This is a genomic window from Halomonas korlensis (assembly GCF_900116705.1).
Taxonomy (GTDB): Bacteria; Pseudomonadota; Gammaproteobacteria; order Pseudomonadales; family Halomonadaceae; genus Halomonas; species Halomonas korlensis.
This window is the reverse complement of sequence record NZ_FPBP01000002.1, coordinates 292,550-309,819: the sequence shown is the minus strand read 5'-3', so window position 1 is coordinate 309,819 and position 17,270 is coordinate 292,550. Positions and strand designations below refer to the sequence as shown.

Sequence of the window (17,270 nt, the reverse complement as noted above, 5' to 3'; positions counted from 1 at the left end):
TTATGCTGGTTATCGTAGCGTGGCGTCATAGCCCGGCGCGAATGCGACAGCAAAGGTATAGATAATATTTGTAAGTTTACAAAAATAACTTGCCACTATTGCGTTGGTTGCGTATTTTTTTGCTAAGTTAACCAGATGGGGGCGCACATGAGTCAAACCAGCCGGTCCGGCCAGGCGGCCAGCACGGAAATCGACCTGGCGTTGTTCGGCGCACTCGGTGACCTGGCACAGCGTAAGCTGTTTCCGGCGCTCTATCAGCTCGAGCGCGAGGGCCTGCTCGACGCCCGCACCCGCCTGCTGGGGCTCGCCCGCCAGGATACCGACCTCGAAGGCTTCAAGGCCAAGGTCGAGGCGACGCTTACGACCTACGTCAAGGCCGAGGAGCTGGACCGTAGCGTTCTCGCCTCCTTTCTGGCGCGCCTCGATTATCGTCGGCTCGACTTCGCCAGCGAAGAAGGCTATGCCGCCATTCACACTTGGCGGCAGGAAGGGCTGGAGCGGCCCATGGTGGTCTACCTGGCGGTGGGGGCGAGCCTCTATGGCGATATCTGCGCACATCTGCAAGCCAGCGGCAGTCTCGACGCGTCGAGCCGCGTGGTGGTCGAGAAGCCCATTGGCTATGACCTACCGTCCTCTTGCCGGGTCAATGACGCCATTGGCGCCGTCTTTCCCGAGTCGAGCATCTATCGGATCGACCATTATCTTGGCAAGGAGACGGTACAGAACCTGATTGCCTTGCGCTTCGCCAACCCGTTGTTCGGCACCCAGTGGAATCAGAACAACATTTCCCACGTGGAAATCACCGTTGCCGAAAAAGTCGGCATCGAAGGGCGCTGGGGCTATTTTGACCAGGCCGGGCAGCTGCGCGACATGGTGCAGAATCACCTGCTGCAGCTGGTCTGTCTGATCGCCATGGACCCCCCGGCTAACCTCGACGCCGATGCGATCCGCGACGAGAAGGTCAAGGTGCTCAAGGCGCTCAAACCCTTTACCGACAATATGCTGGGACGCGACGTAGTGCGTGGGCAATACACCGCCGGCACTATCGACGGCAAGAGCGTGCCTGGCTACCTTGACGAGGAGGACGCCAACACCGAGAGCCATACCGAGACTTTCGTGGCCATGAAGACCGGGGTGGCCAACTGGCGTTGGGCCGGCGTGCCGTTCTACCTGAGAACGGGCAAGCGGATGCCCGAAAAGCTCTCACAGATCATCATCCATTTTCGCCAGCAACCCCACTACATCTTCGACCCCGATCAGCGCGACCTGGCCGCCAACAAGCTGGTGATTCGCCTGCAGCCCGAGGAAGGCATGGCCCTGGAGGTGTTGACCAAGGACAGCGGGCTGGACAAGGGCATGCGCCTGCGTCGCGGCCCCCTGCACCTGGATTTCAGCAGCGCCTTTCCCAAGACGCGTATCCCCGATGCCTACGAGCGGCTGCTGCTCGAGGTGATGAAGGGGCGCCAGTACCTCTTCGTGCGCCGCGACGAGATCGAGCACGCCTGGCACTGGTGCGACAGCCTGATTGCCGCCTGGCAGGATCGTGACGAGGCGCCACGGCGCTACCCGGCCGGCTCCTGGGGGCCGGTCGCCTCCATCGCCATGATCACCCAAGATGGCCGCAGCTGGTACGAGGATTATTGATAGTGCGAGGCTTATTGAAAGTGAGAGAACCAAGATGAGCGATTCACCCCGCGATCAACTGGCCACCCAGCTCGCCGAAGCGGTGGCCGAGGCCCTGCGACACGACCTGGCTTCGCAAGAGAGGGCCTTGCTGGTCGTATCCGGCGGGTCCACGCCGGTGCCCTTCTTTCATGCGCTGTCGGCCGTCGAGCTTCCCTGGTCGCAGGTCGACGTGACGCTCGCCGACGAACGTTGGGTAGCCGAGACGGCCTCGGACAGCAACGCCCGTTTGGTGCGTGAGCACCTGCTTCAGGGCCCGGCTGCGGCGGCGACCTTCGTGCCGCTGACCAGCGAGGCCGCGACCCCCGAGCAGGGCGCCGCCGAGGTCGCCGCGCGGCTCCGGCCCCTGTGGTGGCCGGCCAGCGTGGTGATCCTCGGCATGGGCGGCGACGGCCATACCGCCTCGTTGTTTCCCGACAGCCGGGAGCTATCGCTGGCGCTGACGACCGCCGAGCCAGTGGTCGCCGTGCGCACGCCCAGCCAGCCACAGCCACGCATCACCCTCAGTGCCGACCGGCTGCATCAGGCGCGGCGCCATGTCCTGCACCTGACCGGCGAGGAAAAACGCAGCGTGCTCGCGCGGGCGCTGACCGGCGACGATAGCCGCGAGCTGCCCATCCGGGCCTTCCTGGCCTGCCCGTTGGCCATCTACTGGGCCCCCTGATCTGATCTTGCGCCTGCCGCAGCGCGCCTGAACGTCTGGAGATACGAACATGACTATCGACAAGCAGCTGCCATCCACCCGTACCACCGAGCTCGACAGCATCTGTCACAAGGCCGAGGTGATACCGGTACTGGCGATCGAACGCGTCGAGGATGCGGTTCCGCTGGCCAGGGCGCTGTTTGAGGGCGGCCTGACGGTACTCGAGGTGACCTTGAGAACCGACTGTGCCCTCGAGGCGATCAAGCGCATGAAAGCGGCGCTGCCCCAGGCCAGCATCGGCGTGGGCACCGTACTGACGCCGGCGCAGTATCGCCAGGCCGAGCAGGTCGGCGCCGACTTCGTGGTCACGCCGGGCACCACCGAGGCGCTGTATCGTTATGGGGTCGAGAGCCCGGTGCCCATGCTGCCTGGGGTGGCCACGGTATCCGAGCTGATGGTCGGCTGGCAGTACGGCTATCGGCGCTTCAAGTTCTTCCCCGCGGAGGCCAGCGGTGGCGTCAAGGCGCTGAAGTCCTTCGCCGGGCCGATTCCCGAGGCGCGCTTCTGTCCTACCGGTGGCATCGGCGTTAACAATGCCGAAGACTACCTGGCCCTCAAGAACGTGATGTGTGTCGGCGGCTCCTGGTTGACGCCCAAGTCGCTGGTCGACGCCGAGGACTGGAACGGCATTCGCCTGCTGGCCAAGGAGGCCGCGGATAAATTTCATCACTGAGCGGCGAGTCGCTCGATAAGCTATCGAGCTCTTTCGACAGCGGATGCTGTCTTTCCCCGGCCAGCGATGGCCGGGTTTTTTTACATCGTTTTTATCTCAGGGGCGTAGGCGTTCGAGATCGTCACGGTCGGGCAGCGCAGCGTAGGCGCCCGGGCGGGTGACGGCGTGGGCGCCGCAGCGGCAGGCGGTCTGCACTGCACGCCGCAGGAAGTCACGATCGTGATACCAGTCGCCGTCGATGCCCGTGCGGGCGGTGAACTCGGCGAGCTCGGCCAGCAGGCCACCGATAAAGGCGTCACCGCCCGCCGTGGTGTCAACCGCCGTGACCTTCGGCGGCCTGACGCGCTCCTCAAGCGTCGCGCCCTTGAGCGTTACCTCGCCGGCTCCGTCGGTGATGACCGCCAGCTTCACACCGGCAACGAGACGCTCGGCCAGCCAGGCATCGCGCGGGTGGTCGGCACGCAGGTGATCCAACTCATCGGTCGTCAGCTTGAGCAGGTCGGCCGCGTCGAGCAGGCGGGTGACCAGGGTGACGTCCACGGCCCCTTCGTCCCAGAGAGTGTGGCGCAGGTTGGCGTCCACGCTCACCAGGCAGCCGGCGCGACGGGCCATGTCGGCCATCGCCAGGGTGGTCTCGGCGATCTCCGGCTCGGTGAGGCTGTTGCTGCACAGGTGCAGAATCGCCGGTTCGGCGAAGACCCCGGCAGGCAGGTGCTCCAGGCGATACAGCAGGTCCGCGGCCGGTGGCCGGTAAAAGTCGAAGGTCCGCTCGCCGTTGGTGTCACGGTAGACGAAGGCCAGCGCGGTGCGTGCCTCGCGGGTGTGCACCACCCCGGACGTATCGACCCCGTGGCCGGCGAGTTCCGCGGCGAGGAAGTCACCGAAATGATCCTTGCCCAGCATGCCCAGAAAGCGGCTGGGCACGCCAAGACGCGCGCAGGCCACGGCCACATTGGCCGGCGCGCCGCCGGCGTAGGGCGTAAAGGTTTCCGGGCTATCGGACTGATCGCTCAGTCGGCTCGAGAGCATGTCGACAAGGGCTTCGCCGAAGGCGATGACGGGGGTCATGAGGGCGTCTCCAGGCTTAGTGTGGTGCCCAGCAGGTGCTGGGCACCGGGCACCAGCCATACCGGATCGAGGCGGGTGTTAGCCGCTTCCACGCAGAGGAAACGCCGGGCAGCATCGATCGAGGTATCGGTGAGTGGGATCTCGCCGGGCTGCCAGATCACCGCCGAATCGCTGCCCTGGCGCGCAATGCACAGGCGACGCTGGCCATCGTCGAGCATCAGCGTGGCGTTGCTGTGGTAGATGCGGTCGAGCCCACCGCGTACGCCCAGCTCGCCCTGTTGTTCGCGTTCGGCGAAATCGGCGAGCTTGTCCAGGAAACGGGCGCCGGCCAGGCCCTCGACTCGGCAGGCATGTGCGTCTGACACCGCGAGATAGGTGTGCAGGGCGCCACTGGTCTTGATCGGCGTTTCGCCGACGTGTTCGGTGATCAACTCGACGTGCAATCGCTGGCCGTTGGCCTGGATCACCGCTCGGGGAATCAGCTGCGTGTGGAGCCGCTGCGCCGGCGAGAGATGCAGCTCCACGCCGCCCTCGTGCTCGTCGACGGCCTCCAGATGCCAGTCGGCCTGGCGGGCCAGGCCATGCATCGGTCCGGTGCGGTCCGGCGATTCGTCGGCGGTGCGCTCGTTGGCGAACCAGGGCCAACAGAGCGGAATGCCGCCACGGATCGTCCCGGGCGGGTCCTGTGGCGTCGGCGTCACCCAAAGCCAGCCATCGCCATCATCTCTTGCGGGACGAAAATGCAGGGGTTGAGCGCCCTGTAGCGATACCGCCAGCTGGCCCCAGGGCTCGTTGGCTATCCAGACTTCCCTGCCTGCCCAGCTGACACGGCGCTGGCCGCAGGTTTCGTCGATCAGTGCGGCGAGCGATTCGGGAATCATTCGAGCTCCTTGGTCAATGGGTCTCAGGGGTCAGTGGACCTCGGGGTTGTGCAGGGCCTCGGCGGCCCCCAGCAGGCCGGTCCATGGGGCGGTAACCACCTGAACCGGGATAGCGGCGGTGTAGGCGCCCATGCGTCCCTTGGCGGTAAAGCCTTCGCGAAAGCGGCTCTGCGGCAACCAGTCGAGAAGCCGCGGCAGGATGCCGCCGCACAGAAAGACCCCGCCTCGCGCGCCCATGATCAGCGCGGCATCGCCACAGACATCGCCGAGGATCTTGAGGAATCGCAGCAGGGTATCACGGGCGATGCTGTCGCCGCTCGCCGCAGCCTGGGTTACCTCGGCAGGGTGTTGGTGGCGGGGCGGGGCACCCTTCAGCGAGCAATGGGCCAGGTACAGATCGACGAGCCCCTGGCCGCAGAGGATGCGCTCTACCGAGACGCGACCGTAACGGTTGCGAAAGTGGCGCAGCAGGTTCTCCTCGCGCTCGTCGGTAGGCGCAAAGGTGGCGTGGCCACCCTCGGTAGGCAGCGGAATCCAGGCGTTGCGCCCGGGGACGAGCCCGGCGACGCCAAGGCCGGTGCCCGGCCCGATCACCAGCCGGGCGGCATGGGCAACCGACTCGCCGGCCTGCACCTCCACCAGCGCCTCGGCCGCCACATGCGGGACGCCCAGCGCCTGGGCGGTAAAATCGTTGATCGCCTTGAACAGCGACAGGCCCAGCGCCTGCTCGGCCTCACGACGCGAGAAGCGCCAGTGATTATTGGTCATGGCGATCCAGTCGCCATCGACCGGGCAGGCGAAGGCCAGGCACGCCTCATGGGGCGCGTCGTCACCTGTCTGGCCGACCCTGGCCAGGTAGTCCCGCACGGCCTCGACCAGGCCCGGATAGTCGGCGCAGGGCAGGCTCAGGATGTGCTGAGGCGCGAAGGTGCCCGGCGTCACCAGGGCGAAACGCGCATTGGTACCGCCGACATCACCGATCAGCGCGGGTCGGGTCATTGATCCTCCTGCTCGATCTTCTCCAACTCGCGAGACAGTACCTCGTTCTCGAAACTGCCGAACACGCCGGCCCCTTCCTCGGCGCGCATGGCCAGGTGGCGAAAGCCGCCGAACAGCTCACGACCCAGGCCGAAATGGTAGTGCTCCAGGTTGGGTTCGATCACGCTGCGGCCGGCGAATTCAGCGGCATCGACCCGCACGTTCAGCTCGCCGCGCTCGGCATCAAGGTGAACCACGTCGCCATCACGCAACCGCGCCAGCGGCCCTCTATCGACAGCCTCCGGCGTCACGTGAATGGCGGCCGGCACCTTGCCCGAGGCGCCCGACATGCGACCGTCGGTGACCAGCGCGACCCGATAGCCGCGATCCTGAAGTACGCCCAGGAAAGGGGTCAGCTTGTGCAATTCGGGCATGCCGTTGGCCTTGGGGCCCTGGAAGCGGACCACCACGATCACGTCGCGGTCGAGCTCTCCCGATTCGAAGGCGGCCTTCACCTGGTTCTGGTCATTGAAGATCTTGACCGGCGCCTCGACCACACGATGCGCCTGCTTGACCGCGGAGATCTTGATCACGCCGCGGCCGAGGTTACCGTCGAGCACCACCAGGCCGCCGGTGGGTGAGAAGGGGTTGGCGACCGGACGCAGCACGTCCTCGTCCATGCTGGTTTCCGGACCTTCACGCCATACCAGCTTGCCGTCCTCCAGGAAGGGCTCCTGGGTATAGGCGGTCATGTCGGTGCCGAACACGGTGGCAATGTCGGCATGCATCAGGCCGGCGCCGATCAGTTCGCGGATCAGCAGGCTCATGCCGCCTGCAGCCTGGAAGTGGTTCACGTCGGCGCTACCGTTGGGGTAGATGCGGGTCATGCTCGGCACCACCGCCGAGAGCGCAGTGAAGTCGTCCCAATTGATGGTGATGCCGGCCGCCGCGGCCATCGCCACCAGATGCATGGTGTGGTTGGTGGAACCGCCCGAGGCCAGCAGGCCGACCATGGCGTTGACGATCGCGCGCTCGTCGATCTGTCGGTAAAACGGGCGGTAGTCGCCGCTCTGCTCGGTATTGCGGATCGCCTGCTCGGTGGCGTAGCGCGTCAGCGCCTCGCGCAGTGGCGTGCCGGGATTGACGAACGAGGCGCCGGGCAGGTGCAGCCCCATCATCTCCATCATCAGCTGGTTGGAGTTGGCCGTGCCATAGAAGGTACAGGTGCCGGGGCTGTGGTAGGACTGCGATTCGGCCTCGAGCAGATCGTCGCGGCTGGCCTTGCCTTCGGCATAGAGCTGGCGGATGCGCGCCTTCTCGTTGTTGGGCAGGCCGCTGGTCATCGGCCCGCCCGGCACGAACACCGCTGGCAGGTGACCGAAACGCGCCGCGCCGATGAACAGTCCCGGCACGATCTTGTCGCAGATGCCCAGATAAAGCGCCGCATCGAACATGTTGTGCGATAGCGCCACGGCAGTCGCCATGGCGATGACATCGCGGGAGAACAGCGACAGTTCCATGCCGGGCTGGCCCTGGGTGACCCCGTCGCACATGGCGGGCACGCCACCGGCGAACTGCGCCGTGCTGCCCATGCCGCGTGCCGCCTCCTTGATAACGGCAGGATAGTCCTCGAAGGGACGATGGGCCGAGAGCATATCGTTGTACGACGACACGATGCCCACATTGGCGCTGTTGGTCAGCTTGAGCCGATCCTTGTCGGGGGCAACATCGCAGCCGGCAAAGCCATGCGCCAGGTTGCCGCAGGAGAGCTCCCCGCGGTGTACGCCCTGCCTGTGCTGGGCGGCCATGTGTGCCTCGTAGAGGTCGCGGCGCTGGGCGGAGCGCTGACGGATACGCTCGGTGACATCTCTCACGGTATCGTTGAGGTCGGGAATTGTGCTGGCCATGGGACACCTCGAAATCGGAAATTGGTTATTTGGTAAACTTACCAATTGACAGGCGGGTTCCTGGCAACTTTACGCGACTTAGGGGTATTTTTGTAGTTTTATTACCAAGCGTTTTCCAGGTTGTTCAATAACCCAAAAGGCGCAATTTCCAGCGCCGCCAGGGCGGAACGAGTCGCGTCGCGGTGTTGCGTGGCGATGACGACAAGACGCTGCGCTGATGGCTGAAATGACGAAAGCCGGTCTCGCCGCCATAGCTGCCCGTGCCACTCCCACCCACGCCAACGAACGGCAGGGTCGGGGCGGCGCCCTGCCAGAGGATGTCATCGAAGACCACGCTACCGGCGGGCGTCTGCGCCAGGATGCGTTGGCGCCGGGCCGGGTCGCGGGTAAACGCATAGAGCGCCAGTGGTCGTGCTTCGGTATTGCTGGGGGCTCTGTCATTGCCGTCTGCATCAACATTGACGAGTGCTAAGGCAGCATCAAAGTCACGCACCCCGATGACGGGCAACCATGGGCCGAAGATTTCCTCCCGCATGACATCGAGCCCTTCATTGGGGTCAATGATCAGCGTAGGCGGCAGCTTGGCTTCCTGCTGTGTTTGCTCCACGCCGAGCGGAATGACGCGACAGCCATGGTCCTGCGCCTGTTCGAGCATGCCCAGGAGCCTGCCACGCTGGGGAGCGCCGAGGATCGCCGTGTAGTCCTTGCTGGCGGTGCCGTCGGGATAGAAGGTGTTGACCGCCTCGCGCAGCGCCTCGATGAAGGCCGGCACGCGTGAGGCATCGATCAGCACATGGTCGGGCGCCAGGCAGGACTGGCCGGCATTGAACCACTTGCCGAAGGCGATGCGGCGGGCCGCGTGGGTGAGGTCGGCGTCGTCGGCAACAATGACCGGCGACTTGCCGCCGAGCGCCAGGGTGAGCGGCGTCAGGTTGGCGGCGGCGGACTTGGCCACCTCACGCCCGTTCTGAGCACTGCCACAGAACAGCAGGTGGTCGAAGGGCAGGGCGGCGAAGGCCGCGCCGAGCGCCGCGTCACCGGTCATTACGCATAGCTCCTCGGGAGCGAAATGGCGGGCAATGAGCCTGGCCATCAGTTTGCTGGTGGCGGGGGTGTGCTCGCTGGGCTTGATCATCACCCGATTGCCCGCGGCCAATGCCGCGACGGCCGGCAGCAGCGCCAGCTGCCAGGGAAAGTGCGCCGGCGCGACAATACCCACCACGCCCAGGGGCTGATGAAGAAGCCGGGCACTGGCGGGCTTCAGGCGCCAGGGGACGGCAGCTCTTTCCGGTCGCATCCAGCGTTTCACGTGGCGGCGCGCGTGATGCACTGCCTGGAGCAGAGGAGCGATCTCCGCCAGCCGCGTCTCGGCCTCGGCGCGATGCCCGAAGTCCTGGCTGATTGCCTGGATGATTTCATCGCGATGGTTGCGTGTCAGCGTGGCGAGACGCGCCAGGCGATCGCGACGAACCTGCGCTGTGGGGTAAGGATCGCAAGCGAAGGCGTGGCGCTGCAGCGCCAGTCGGGCCTGCAGCGCTCGGGCATCGGCCATTCGGGTCTCCCAGGTGGGTGGAGGGTGGCATCGCCACGGGGGTCTGCGCACAATGTAGGCGCTAAGTCGGTGGCTTGTCAGCCATCGCGCCTCTTTTCAATGGGAGCCTCCATGTCGCCAAGCCGCCCGCACGAGCAGGTAGTGAGACTGGTAGTGAAAGAAGTGCCGGCCATCGAGGCCGTCGCGCCCGAGGCCTGGAATGCCCTGATCGGTGACGACCATCCCTTCCTGCGTCATGAGTTCCTGCATGCGCTGGAGGTCAGTGGCTCGGTGAGCCGGGCGACCGGCTGGGTACCGCGTCACCTGACGCTCTGGCAAGGAGCCGCGCTGGTCGGCGTCATGCCGTTCTATCACAAGCATCATTCCTTCGGCGAATATGTCTTCGACTGGGCCTGGGCCGAGGCCTGGGAGCGCGCCGGCGGTCGCTACTATCCCAAGGGACTCACCGCCATTCCTTATACGCCGGCGCCGGGCCCGCGTCTGGCGCTGGCGCCGGGGGTCGATGCCCGCGCCGCGCGCGAGGCGTTGGCCACGGCCTGGGAGGTCGGTGGGCTGTCGAGCTGGCACCTGCTGTTCGCCGAACAGGCCGAGGTCGATGCCTGGCGCGAGGCGCGTCCCGACCTGCTGGCGCGTCACGGCGTGCAGTTCCAGTGGCACGACCGCGACTATGGCGATTTCGATGGCTTCCTGGCAGCCATGACCTCCAAACGACGCAAGGCGATCCGTCGCGAGCGCCGCCTGGTGGCCGACCAGGGCCTGACCCTGCATCGCCTGGCCGGCGAGCAGATCGATGACGCCGCGCTGGCGCATTTCTATCGCTGCTACGAGATCACCTACCTCGAGCGGGGGCGCCATGGTTATCTCAATCAGGAGTTCTTCACCCGTCTGCGACGCACCATGCCCGAGGCGATGGTGCTGATTCAGGCTCGCCTCGACGACACGCCGGTGGCGGCGGCGCTGTGCCTGCAGGGTACAAGCACGCTGTATGGGCGCTATTGGGGCAGTGAAGTGGTGGCCGACTGCCTGCACTTCGAGGCGTGCTATTACCAGGGGATCGAGCATTGTCTGGCGACGGGGCTGACCACCTTCGACCCTGGCACGCAGGGCGAGCACAAGCTCAGCCGCGGCTTCGCTCCCCGGCTTCTGACCTCGCTGCACCATATCGACGACCCGGGCCTGCGTGACGCCGTGGCCCGCTTCTGTGCCCAGGAGCGCGCCCATGTGAAAGCCTATGCGCAGGCGGCGGAGCAGGCATTGCCGTTTCGGGTGTGAGGGTGGCAAGGGAAGGTGGCATAATGCCCGCCATTGTCGTATCAGACGGACGTATTGAATGCTCAAGTGGTTGGCCATCGTGCTCGTCGTCCTGCTTGCCCTGCTGCAGTATCGGTTGTGGTTGGGCCAGGGCGGGGTGCGTGAGTTGCAGGAGATCCGACAGCGGGTCGCGGTTCTCGAGGAGGAAAACCGGCCGTTGCGCGATCGTAATGCTCGGCTGGCCGCCGAGGTGGTCGACCTCAAGACCGGCCTCGATGCCATCGAGGAGCGCGCACGCAGCGATCTGGGTATGGTGCGCACCGACGAGCAATTCTTCTGGGTTCCCGGCGTGGTGGTCGACGTGACCCCTCCCCAGTCGGGCGCCGGCCGCATGGATGTCGCCCCTGAACCTGGCAGCACTGAGGGCGAGCGATGAGCGAGACAACCTGGCTGGTGGTACCTGCCGCGGGGCAGGGGCGACGCATGGGCGCAGAGATTCCCAAGCAGTACCTGACGATCGACACGCGCCCCGTACTCGCCCACACGCTGGACCGGCTCCTTCAGGCCTTTCCCGCGTCGCGGCTGTGCCTGTGTCTGGATATTGAGGATCGCTGCTTCGACCCGGCCTGGGTGCCGTTCGCCGACTGGCGCCGAGCGCCCGGCGGGGCCGAGCGGGTCGATTCGGTCATCCACGCCCTGGAAGCGATCGCCGGCGAGGCGGCAGACGACGACCTGGTTCTGGTCCACGATGCGGCCAGGCCCTGCGTCACCGTGGAGGACCTGCGGCGGCTGGAGGCCTGCCTCGCCGAGGATCCGGTGGGTGGCCTGCTGGCCACCCGCGTGGCCGATACCGTGAAGCGCGACGATGGCGAGGGGCGCGTGGCCGCGACACAGCCGCGTGACGGGCTCTGGCATGCCCTGACTCCCCAGGGTTTTCGTTATGACCTGCTGTGCCGTGCCCTGCGTCATGCTCGCGCGAGTGGCATCGCGGTGACCGACGAGGCCTCGGCCGTGGAAGCTCTCGGCCTGTCGCCGCGCTTGGTGGTCGGGCGACGCGACAATCTCAAGATTACCCATCCCGAGGACCTGGGCCTTGCTGCGCTGGTGCTGTCTGCCCAGCGGCAGTCAGCCCAGCAGCCGGCTGCACAGGCCGCCTCACCCTCGGCAAAGGCCTCTATTTGACCATGGTGAGAACACTATGATTCGCATCGGCCACGGCTTCGACGTGCACCGCTTCGGCGAGGGTGACCGATTAATGATCGGCGGGGTCGCCTTGCCCTTCGATCACGGCTTCGTCGCCCACTCCGATGGCGACGTGCTGCTGCACGCCGTTAGTGATGCCCTGCTGGGCGCCTGTGCGCTTGGCGATATCGGTCGCCACTTCCCCGACACTGACCCGGCCTGGGCCGGCGCCGACAGCCGCGCACTGCTGCGTCGGGTCGTGGCGCTGGTGAGGGAGGCCGGGTATCGGATTAGTAACCTGGACGCCACCGTAATCGCCCAGGCGCCCAAGATGGCGCCGTACATTGCCGCCATGGCGGCCAATATCGCCGCGGATGTGGGGGTCGAGATCGGGGCGGTGAACGTCAAGGCCACTACTACCGAACGGCTGGGGTTTACTGGCCGTGGCGAGGGCATCGCTGCAGAAGCCGTGGCATTGTTGGTAGGCCATGACGCGGAGGCCGCGCGTGGATAAGGCGGGACTGGATCCTATCGATTGGCCGCCGGCCTGGCCGCGGGTGCTGGACGAGGATTTCGGTGCGCCGCTGCCCGGTGAGTTCCGCGCCAGCCCCGAGGACTTTCGGGTCGAGGAGTGCCTGGACTTCGCGCCTGAAGGCGAGGGTGAGCATCTGTGGCTATGGGTCGAAAAGCGCGACCTGACCACGGCCATGGTAGCCCGCGAGCTGTCCCGCTGCTGCGAGGTCTCGTCAAGGGCGGTGGGCTATTCTGGCATGAAGGATCGCGTGGCGGTGACGCGGCAGTGGTTCTCGGTCCAGCTGCCGGGACGAGAGTCGCCCAGCGAACTGGTCGAGCGACTCGCGGTGCTGGGTATCCGCGTGTTGGATCAGGGGCGACACCCTCGTAAGCTCAAGCGTGGCGTGCATCGGGCCAACCGCTTTCACCTGCGCGTCACGGGCGCGGCCGCCGAGGACCCGAGTCTCGAAGCGCGCTGGGCGCGGCTGTGTCGTGACGGTGTGGCCAACTATTTCGGACCCCAGCGTTTCGGCCCCGACGGGCGCAACCTGGTACGTGCTCGCGCCCTGCTGGCACGCGGCTGGCGCAAGCGCGATGATCGCGACGGCATGCTGCTCTCGGCGACCCGCAGCCTGCTGTTCAATGAGTTGCTGGCCACGCGGATCCGCCACGGCAGCTGGTCGACACCGCTGCCCGGCGAGGTGGTGATGCTCGACGGCACGGCCAGTCAGTTCGGCGTCGAGACGCCTGATGCTGAGCTGCGACAGCGTGCCGCCCGCCTCGACCTGCACCCCACCGGCGTGCTGTGGGGCGTCGGCGACTCGGCAGCCAAGGGCGAGGCACGCGACTTCGAGGCAGCGCTCCCCGAGCGCTATCCGGGGCTCTGCCGGGGGCTTGAGCAGGCGGGCGTGCGCCTCGCGCGCCGATCGCTACGCCTGGCGCTGGCTGACCCGAGGCTCGAGCGTTACGCAGGCCCTGCCGGGGGAGAGGCGCTGCTGACGTTCAGCCTGCCCAGGGGCGCCTTCGCCACCGCGGTGCTGCGCGAATTGATTATGCACCCTGGCCTGTGAGCCGGGAGGCCAACGAGGACACTCCATGCGACGATTGCTGCTTTCCAATGATGATGGTGTGCATGCCCCGGGGCTGCTCGCCCTCTACGAGGCCCTGTTGCCCCATGCCAAACTGCGCGTGGTGGCGCCGGATCGCGACAAGAGCGGCGCCAGCAACTCCCTGACGCTGAGCCGGCCGTTGACGCTGGCGTCGCTCGACAATGGCTTCTACAGCGTCGACGGCACCCCGGCCGACTGCGTTTACCTCGGCGTCAACGGCGTCTGGAACGAGAAACCCGACCTGGTCATCTCTGGCATCAACCATGGCGGCAATCTGGGTGACGACGTGCTTTATTCCGGCACCGTCGCCGCGGCCATGGAGGGGCGCAACCTGGGGATGGCGGCCATCGCCATGTCGCTGGTCGGCTCGCGCTACTTCGACACCGCCGGCCGGGTGGCGGCGAGCCTGGTCGGGGCGTCGGACCAGCTCTCCCTGCCGCCGCGCAGCCTGCTCAATGTCAACGTGCCCGACCTGCCCTGGGAAGACATTCAGGGCTTTCGCGTCACGCGCATGGGTTATCGGGGGCCTGCCGCGCGCCCGCTGGAGGTGCTGGACCCTCGGGGGCGCAAGCGCTACTGGATCGCCGCGGTGGGCGAGAACGCCGATGACGGCGCGGATACCGACTTCGCCGCCGTGGAAGCGGGCTTCGTGTCGATCACTCCGCTGCAGACCGATCTGACACGCCACGCCGCCATCGACGATGTTCAGGGCTGGCTGAATGCACTCACCTGAACCCGGAATCGACCCGCTGCGCGGCATTGGTATGACGTCGCAGCGCACCCGCGACCGCATGGCGTCCCGCCTTGCCGATCAGGGCATCCGCGACCCGCGAGTCCTCGAGGTCATGGCGCGCGAGCCGCGCCACTTGTTTCTCGACGAGGCGCTGTCGCATCGCGCCTACGAGGATACCTCGCTGCCCATCGGTCACGGCCAGACCCTGTCGCAGCCGTGGATCGTGGCGCGGATGACCGAACTGGTCATCCAGGAACAGCCTTCACGCGTGCTCGAGGTGGGTACTGGCTCCGGTTATCAGACGCTTGTGCTGTCCCGGCTGGTGCCGGAACTCTGGTCGGTGGAGCGAATCAACGCCCTGCATCGTCGCGCCGGGCAGCGGCTGCGTCTGCTGCAGGCAAGCAATTTCCGGCTGCGTCTGGCCGACGGGGGACACGGTTGGCCGGAGCAGGCGCCTTTCGACGTCATCCTGCTCACGGCCTGCGCCGGTGAGATGCCCGCACCGCTGCTCGCGCAGTTGGCGGACACCGGCGTGTTGATCACGCCCCTGGCCGATGCGCAGGGGCAACAGTGGCTGACCCGGGTACGTCGCCGGGGCTCGGCATTCGAACATCAGCGACTGGAACCGGTACGCTTCGTGCCGTTGCTGGAAGGAGTCATTCGGTGAAGCGTTTTTTCGGTATCTTTCTCAGGGGCGCTGGCATGGGGGCGGCCGACGCGGTCCCTGGGGTCTCGGGCGGCACCATCGCCTTCGTCACCGGCATTTACGAAGAGTTGATTCACAGCATCAAGCAGTTCGGCCCCTCCGCCTTCGGTGCCTGGCGTCGCGGCGGCCTGAGGGGGTTGGCGATGCATCTCAATCTGCCCTTCCTCATGCCCTTGCTGGCGGGGGTCGCCGTCAGCCTGATCAGCGTGGCGCACCTGGTGGTCTGGCTGATGGAGGACCACCCGCTATTGCTCAACGGTTTCTTCTTCGGGCTGGTAGCCGCCTCGGCGCTGGTGGTGAGCCGGCATCCCGCTGACTGGCGCTGGTGGCATATCCTGCCGCTGGTCGTCGGGCTCCTGCTGGCGCATTGGCTGCCCTCGCTGATGCCGATCATCGGGATGCTCGGCAGCCAGAACCTGACGCTGCTGTTGGGCGGGTCAATCGCCATCAGCGCGATGCTGCTGCCGGGTGTCTCGGGCAGCTTCCTGTTGCTGACCATGGGGCTCTACGGCACCGTCATGGACGGTATCCGTAGCTTCGACGTCGGCCTGCTGGGCATCTTCGGGCTGGGCTGCCTGTTCGGCCTCTTCGTTTTCTCGCGGCTGCTCTCCTGGCTGCTGCACCACCACCATACGGCCACGCTTCAACTGCTGGTGGGCTTCATCATCGGTTCTCTGCCGGTACTCTGGCCCTGGCGGGAGCTGATACGCTACCAACTGGGTCCGGAGGGGCAGATGATCCCCCTGGATTACCGTTACCTGACGCCCGGTGACTACGCCCTGCTGACAGGCGAAAGCGCCCAGCTCGGCGGCATCGTGGTGTTGATCCTGATAGGCTCGACGCTGGTACTTTGGCTGGCTCGCACGGGCCAGACGCTGCCGCCCTCGGGGTCCGATGATACTTCTTCTCGGCCGCCCGACCCGTCTCGGCCACCCGACCAGGATGGCTCGCCATCTCGGTCAAAGACCACTCACCCCCCATCTTCATCTCGACCCACCAACAAGGAGGAAGGCTCCGATGCGTAAGGTTTTGCTGATTTCCAGCCTGTCTCTGGCACTGGCCGGCTGCGCCGGCCAGCAAGCTCGGGAGCCATCCGTGCAGGTCCGTGACCTGTCGGCCAGCCGTGCAGACTCCTCATCCTCCGACTACACCGTGCAGGCCGGCGATACCCTCTACGGCATCGCCTGGCGACACAACATGGACCATCGCGACCTGGCCCAGCGCAACCGGATTGGGCCTCCCTATCGCATCGAGCCTGGCCAGCAGCTGGTATTGGGCGGCGACGGTCGGGCGCAGGCCTCTTCAGACTCCTCAGGCGCCGGTGAAAATGCCGGTAGCGAACCGCGCGGCGTCGTTGCCACCGCCCTCGGTGCGTCCGATGAATCGGATGGTGATGCCGATTGGTTGCGCCCGGATGATGAGGCCATCGAGCGCAATCGCCAGCTGACGGCCAGGCCACTGGAAGACGCCGTCGGCGACCCTGACGCCGAAGGACCCAGCGAGACCGCCATGCTGGGCGCCGCGGCGGTGAGCGGGTCACGGGAAGGCCCCGGTCCCGTCTACAATTTCGAAAGCCCCGGGGCCGATGGCTCGCTCAGCGAACGTGATGCCGCCGAGCGCGAGTCTCTCGAAGCGGAACGTGTCGCCAGCGAAGCGACCCAGGAGACCGAGAGCCAGCAGGTCGCGATGGCCGAAGCGGACGATGCCGTTCAGGAGGAGCCGGCCAGCGAGACACAAGAAGACCCGACGAACACCGCAGCGAGTCCCGAGGAAGGGGCGCCGCAGCAGGCGGATGCCGGCACCTCGGTGGCCGGTGAGCCGGCGTCGGAGCAGCGTTCCGGGCGCACTTACACACCGGTCGATGAGGTGCCGTGGCAATGGCCGGTGGATGGCGAGGTCGTCGGTCGATTCGGCGAGGGCGCAAGCATCACCGCCGGGATTGATATCGCTGGACAAAAGGGGCAACCTGTCAAGGCGGCTGGACCCGGCATCGTGGTCTATGCCGGCAGCGGGGTCAGGGGTTATGGCAACCTGGTGCTGCTCAAGCATAACGATCAGTTTCTCAGTGCCTATGCCCACAACGACAGTCTGATGGTCAAGGAAAACGATGTGGTCGAGGCCGGCGAAACCATCGCCACGATGGGCGACAGTGACGCCGAGGACACCCGACTCCATTTCGAGGTTCGCAAGGATGGCCAACCCGAAAATCCCCTTGACTTCCTTCCGTCACGCTGAGATTGATATAAGCCTTTTTGCCTTGCCGACAAGACAGGAAATGGCAGGCAAAATCGAGTTAGACATTTAAGACAGGTTATTGAAGACAGGTTATTA

The 17,270-nt window shown here is 66.0% G+C and carries 17 protein-coding genes; 12 read left to right on the top strand and 5 right to left on the bottom strand.

All coding sequences use genetic code 11. The features are described from left to right. Nucleotides 1–147 precede the first annotated feature (147 nt). From zwf to BM341_RS04155, 3 genes are read left to right on the top strand one after another with little or no spacing between them, the layout of a single operon-like run. A complete protein-coding gene (zwf, locus tag BM341_RS04165; protein ID WP_089793197.1) occupies nt 148–1,644 on the top strand; it encodes a glucose-6-phosphate dehydrogenase in 1,497 nt (498 codons plus the stop codon). 34 nt (nt 1,645–1,678) lie between these two features. Further along, nucleotides 1,679–2,347, top strand: a complete 669-nt coding sequence (gene pgl, locus BM341_RS04160) for a 6-phosphogluconolactonase (RefSeq protein WP_089793195.1) — start codon at nt 1,679–1,681, stop codon at nt 2,345–2,347. A 49-nt stretch (nt 2,348–2,396) separates the two neighbouring features. Next, nucleotides 2,397–3,059: a bifunctional 4-hydroxy-2-oxoglutarate aldolase/2-dehydro-3-deoxy-phosphogluconate aldolase gene (locus BM341_RS04155; RefSeq protein WP_089793193.1), complete on the top strand. Its 663-nt coding sequence runs from the start codon at nt 2,397–2,399 to the stop codon at nt 3,057–3,059. A gap of 96 nt (nt 3,060–3,155) precedes the next feature. Here the strand turns inward: BM341_RS04155 and BM341_RS04150 are convergent, their stop codons facing one another. The 5 genes from BM341_RS04150 to BM341_RS04130 form a co-directional block, all read right to left on the bottom strand. Then, nucleotides 3,156–4,127, bottom strand: coding sequence for a carbohydrate kinase family protein (locus BM341_RS04150; protein WP_089793191.1), 972 nt, complete (start codon nt 4,125–4,127; stop codon nt 3,156–3,158). Then, nucleotides 4,124–5,008 (bottom strand): D-hexose-6-phosphate mutarotase, encoded by an 885-nt coding sequence (locus tag BM341_RS04145; protein WP_089793189.1) that lies wholly within the window; start codon nt 5,006–5,008, stop codon nt 4,124–4,126. The genes BM341_RS04150 and BM341_RS04145 overlap by 4 nt, the downstream gene beginning before the upstream one ends. Before the next feature lie 30 nt (nt 5,009–5,038). Continuing rightward, nucleotides 5,039–6,007, bottom strand: coding sequence for a glucokinase (gene glk / locus BM341_RS04140; protein WP_089793187.1), 969 nt, complete (start codon nt 6,005–6,007; stop codon nt 5,039–5,041). Beyond that, nucleotides 6,004–7,893, bottom strand: a complete 1,890-nt coding sequence (edd, locus tag BM341_RS04135; RefSeq protein WP_089793185.1) for a phosphogluconate dehydratase — start codon at nt 7,891–7,893, stop codon at nt 6,004–6,006. Before edd ends, glk begins: the two co-directional genes overlap by 4 nt. Before the next feature lie 124 nt (nt 7,894–8,017). Further along, nucleotides 8,018–9,445 carry an aldehyde dehydrogenase family protein gene (locus tag BM341_RS04130; RefSeq protein ID WP_089793183.1) on the bottom strand — a complete coding sequence of 476 codons (1,428 nt, stop codon included), beginning with the start codon at nt 9,443–9,445 and terminating at the stop codon, nt 8,018–8,020. Between the two features lie 111 nt (nt 9,446–9,556). Here BM341_RS04130 and BM341_RS04125 point away from each other — a divergent pair, with 111 nt between their 5' ends. The 9 genes from BM341_RS04125 to BM341_RS04085 are packed head-to-tail and all read left to right on the top strand — an operon-like array spanning nt 9,557 to nt 17,174. After that, entirely contained in the window at nt 9,557–10,717 is a 1,161-nt protein-coding gene (locus tag BM341_RS04125; protein WP_089793181.1) for a GNAT family N-acetyltransferase, read from the top strand. Between the two features lie 58 nt (nt 10,718–10,775). Beyond that, nucleotides 10,776–11,132 carry a cell division protein FtsB gene (gene ftsB, locus BM341_RS04120; RefSeq protein ID WP_089793179.1) on the top strand — a complete coding sequence of 119 codons (357 nt, stop codon included), beginning with the start codon at nt 10,776–10,778 and terminating at the stop codon, nt 11,130–11,132. Continuing rightward, nucleotides 11,129–11,878, top strand: coding sequence for a 2-C-methyl-D-erythritol 4-phosphate cytidylyltransferase (gene ispD, locus BM341_RS04115; RefSeq protein ID WP_089793176.1), 750 nt, complete (start codon nt 11,129–11,131; stop codon nt 11,876–11,878). The genes ftsB and ispD overlap by 4 nt, the downstream gene beginning before the upstream one ends. 19 nt (nt 11,879–11,897) lie before the next feature. Further along, the gene (gene ispF, locus BM341_RS04110; RefSeq protein WP_089793447.1) at nt 11,898–12,392 is read left to right on the top strand and encodes a 2-C-methyl-D-erythritol 2,4-cyclodiphosphate synthase; all 495 of its coding nucleotides are present in this window, start codon (nt 11,898–11,900) and stop codon (nt 12,390–12,392) included. After that, nucleotides 12,385–13,461: a tRNA pseudouridine(13) synthase TruD gene (truD, locus tag BM341_RS04105; protein ID WP_245784153.1), complete on the top strand. Its 1,077-nt coding sequence runs from the start codon at nt 12,385–12,387 to the stop codon at nt 13,459–13,461. The genes ispF and truD overlap by 8 nt, the downstream gene beginning before the upstream one ends. Before the next feature lie 25 nt (nt 13,462–13,486). Beyond that, entirely contained in the window at nt 13,487–14,233 is a 747-nt protein-coding gene (gene surE / locus BM341_RS04100; RefSeq protein WP_089793172.1) for a 5'/3'-nucleotidase SurE, read from the top strand. Then, complete coding sequence (locus tag BM341_RS04095; protein ID WP_089793170.1) at nt 14,220–14,900, top strand: protein-L-isoaspartate(D-aspartate) O-methyltransferase; 681 nt, start codon at nt 14,220–14,222, stop codon at nt 14,898–14,900. The genes surE and BM341_RS04095 overlap by 14 nt, the downstream gene beginning before the upstream one ends. After that, nucleotides 14,897–15,964, top strand: a complete 1,068-nt coding sequence (locus BM341_RS04090) for a DUF368 domain-containing protein (protein WP_089793168.1) — start codon at nt 14,897–14,899, stop codon at nt 15,962–15,964. The genes BM341_RS04095 and BM341_RS04090 overlap by 4 nt, the downstream gene beginning before the upstream one ends. Further along, entirely contained in the window at nt 15,957–17,174 is a 1,218-nt protein-coding gene (locus tag BM341_RS04085; RefSeq protein ID WP_089793166.1) for a peptidoglycan DD-metalloendopeptidase family protein, read from the top strand. Before BM341_RS04090 ends, BM341_RS04085 begins: the two co-directional genes overlap by 8 nt. Nucleotides 17,175–17,270: the final 96 nt, after the last annotated feature.

Excerpts from the sequence above, each read along its gene's own strand:
- zwf (WP_089793197.1), top strand. The coding sequence starts at position 148 with ATGAGTCAAACCAGCCGGTCCGGCCAGGCGGCCAGCACGGAAATCGAC.
- pgl (WP_089793195.1), top strand. The coding sequence starts at position 1,679 with ATGAGCGATTCACCCCGCGATCAACTGGCCACCCAGCTCGCCGAAGCG.
- BM341_RS04155 (WP_089793193.1), top strand. The coding sequence starts at position 2,397 with ATGACTATCGACAAGCAGCTGCCATCCACCCGTACCACCGAGCTCGAC.
- BM341_RS04150 (WP_089793191.1), bottom strand. The coding sequence starts at position 4,127 with ATGACCCCCGTCATCGCCTTCGGCGAAGCCCTTGTCGACATGCTCTCG.
- BM341_RS04145 (WP_089793189.1), bottom strand. The coding sequence starts at position 5,008 with ATGATTCCCGAATCGCTCGCCGCACTGATCGACGAAACCTGCGGCCAG.
- glk (WP_089793187.1), bottom strand. The coding sequence starts at position 6,007 with ATGACCCGACCCGCGCTGATCGGTGATGTCGGCGGTACCAATGCGCGT.
- edd (WP_089793185.1), bottom strand. The coding sequence starts at position 7,893 with ATGGCCAGCACAATTCCCGACCTCAACGATACCGTGAGAGATGTCACC.
- BM341_RS04130 (WP_089793183.1), bottom strand. The coding sequence starts at position 9,445 with ATGGCCGATGCCCGAGCGCTGCAGGCCCGACTGGCGCTGCAGCGCCAC.
- BM341_RS04125 (WP_089793181.1), top strand. The coding sequence starts at position 9,557 with ATGTCGCCAAGCCGCCCGCACGAGCAGGTAGTGAGACTGGTAGTGAAA.
- ftsB (WP_089793179.1), top strand. The coding sequence starts at position 10,776 with ATGCTCAAGTGGTTGGCCATCGTGCTCGTCGTCCTGCTTGCCCTGCTG.
- ispD (WP_089793176.1), top strand. The coding sequence starts at position 11,129 with ATGAGCGAGACAACCTGGCTGGTGGTACCTGCCGCGGGGCAGGGGCGA.
- surE (WP_089793172.1), top strand. The coding sequence starts at position 13,487 with ATGCGACGATTGCTGCTTTCCAATGATGATGGTGTGCATGCCCCGGGG.
- BM341_RS04095 (WP_089793170.1), top strand. The coding sequence starts at position 14,220 with ATGCACTCACCTGAACCCGGAATCGACCCGCTGCGCGGCATTGGTATG.
- BM341_RS04085 (WP_089793166.1), top strand. The coding sequence starts at position 15,957 with ATGCGTAAGGTTTTGCTGATTTCCAGCCTGTCTCTGGCACTGGCCGGC.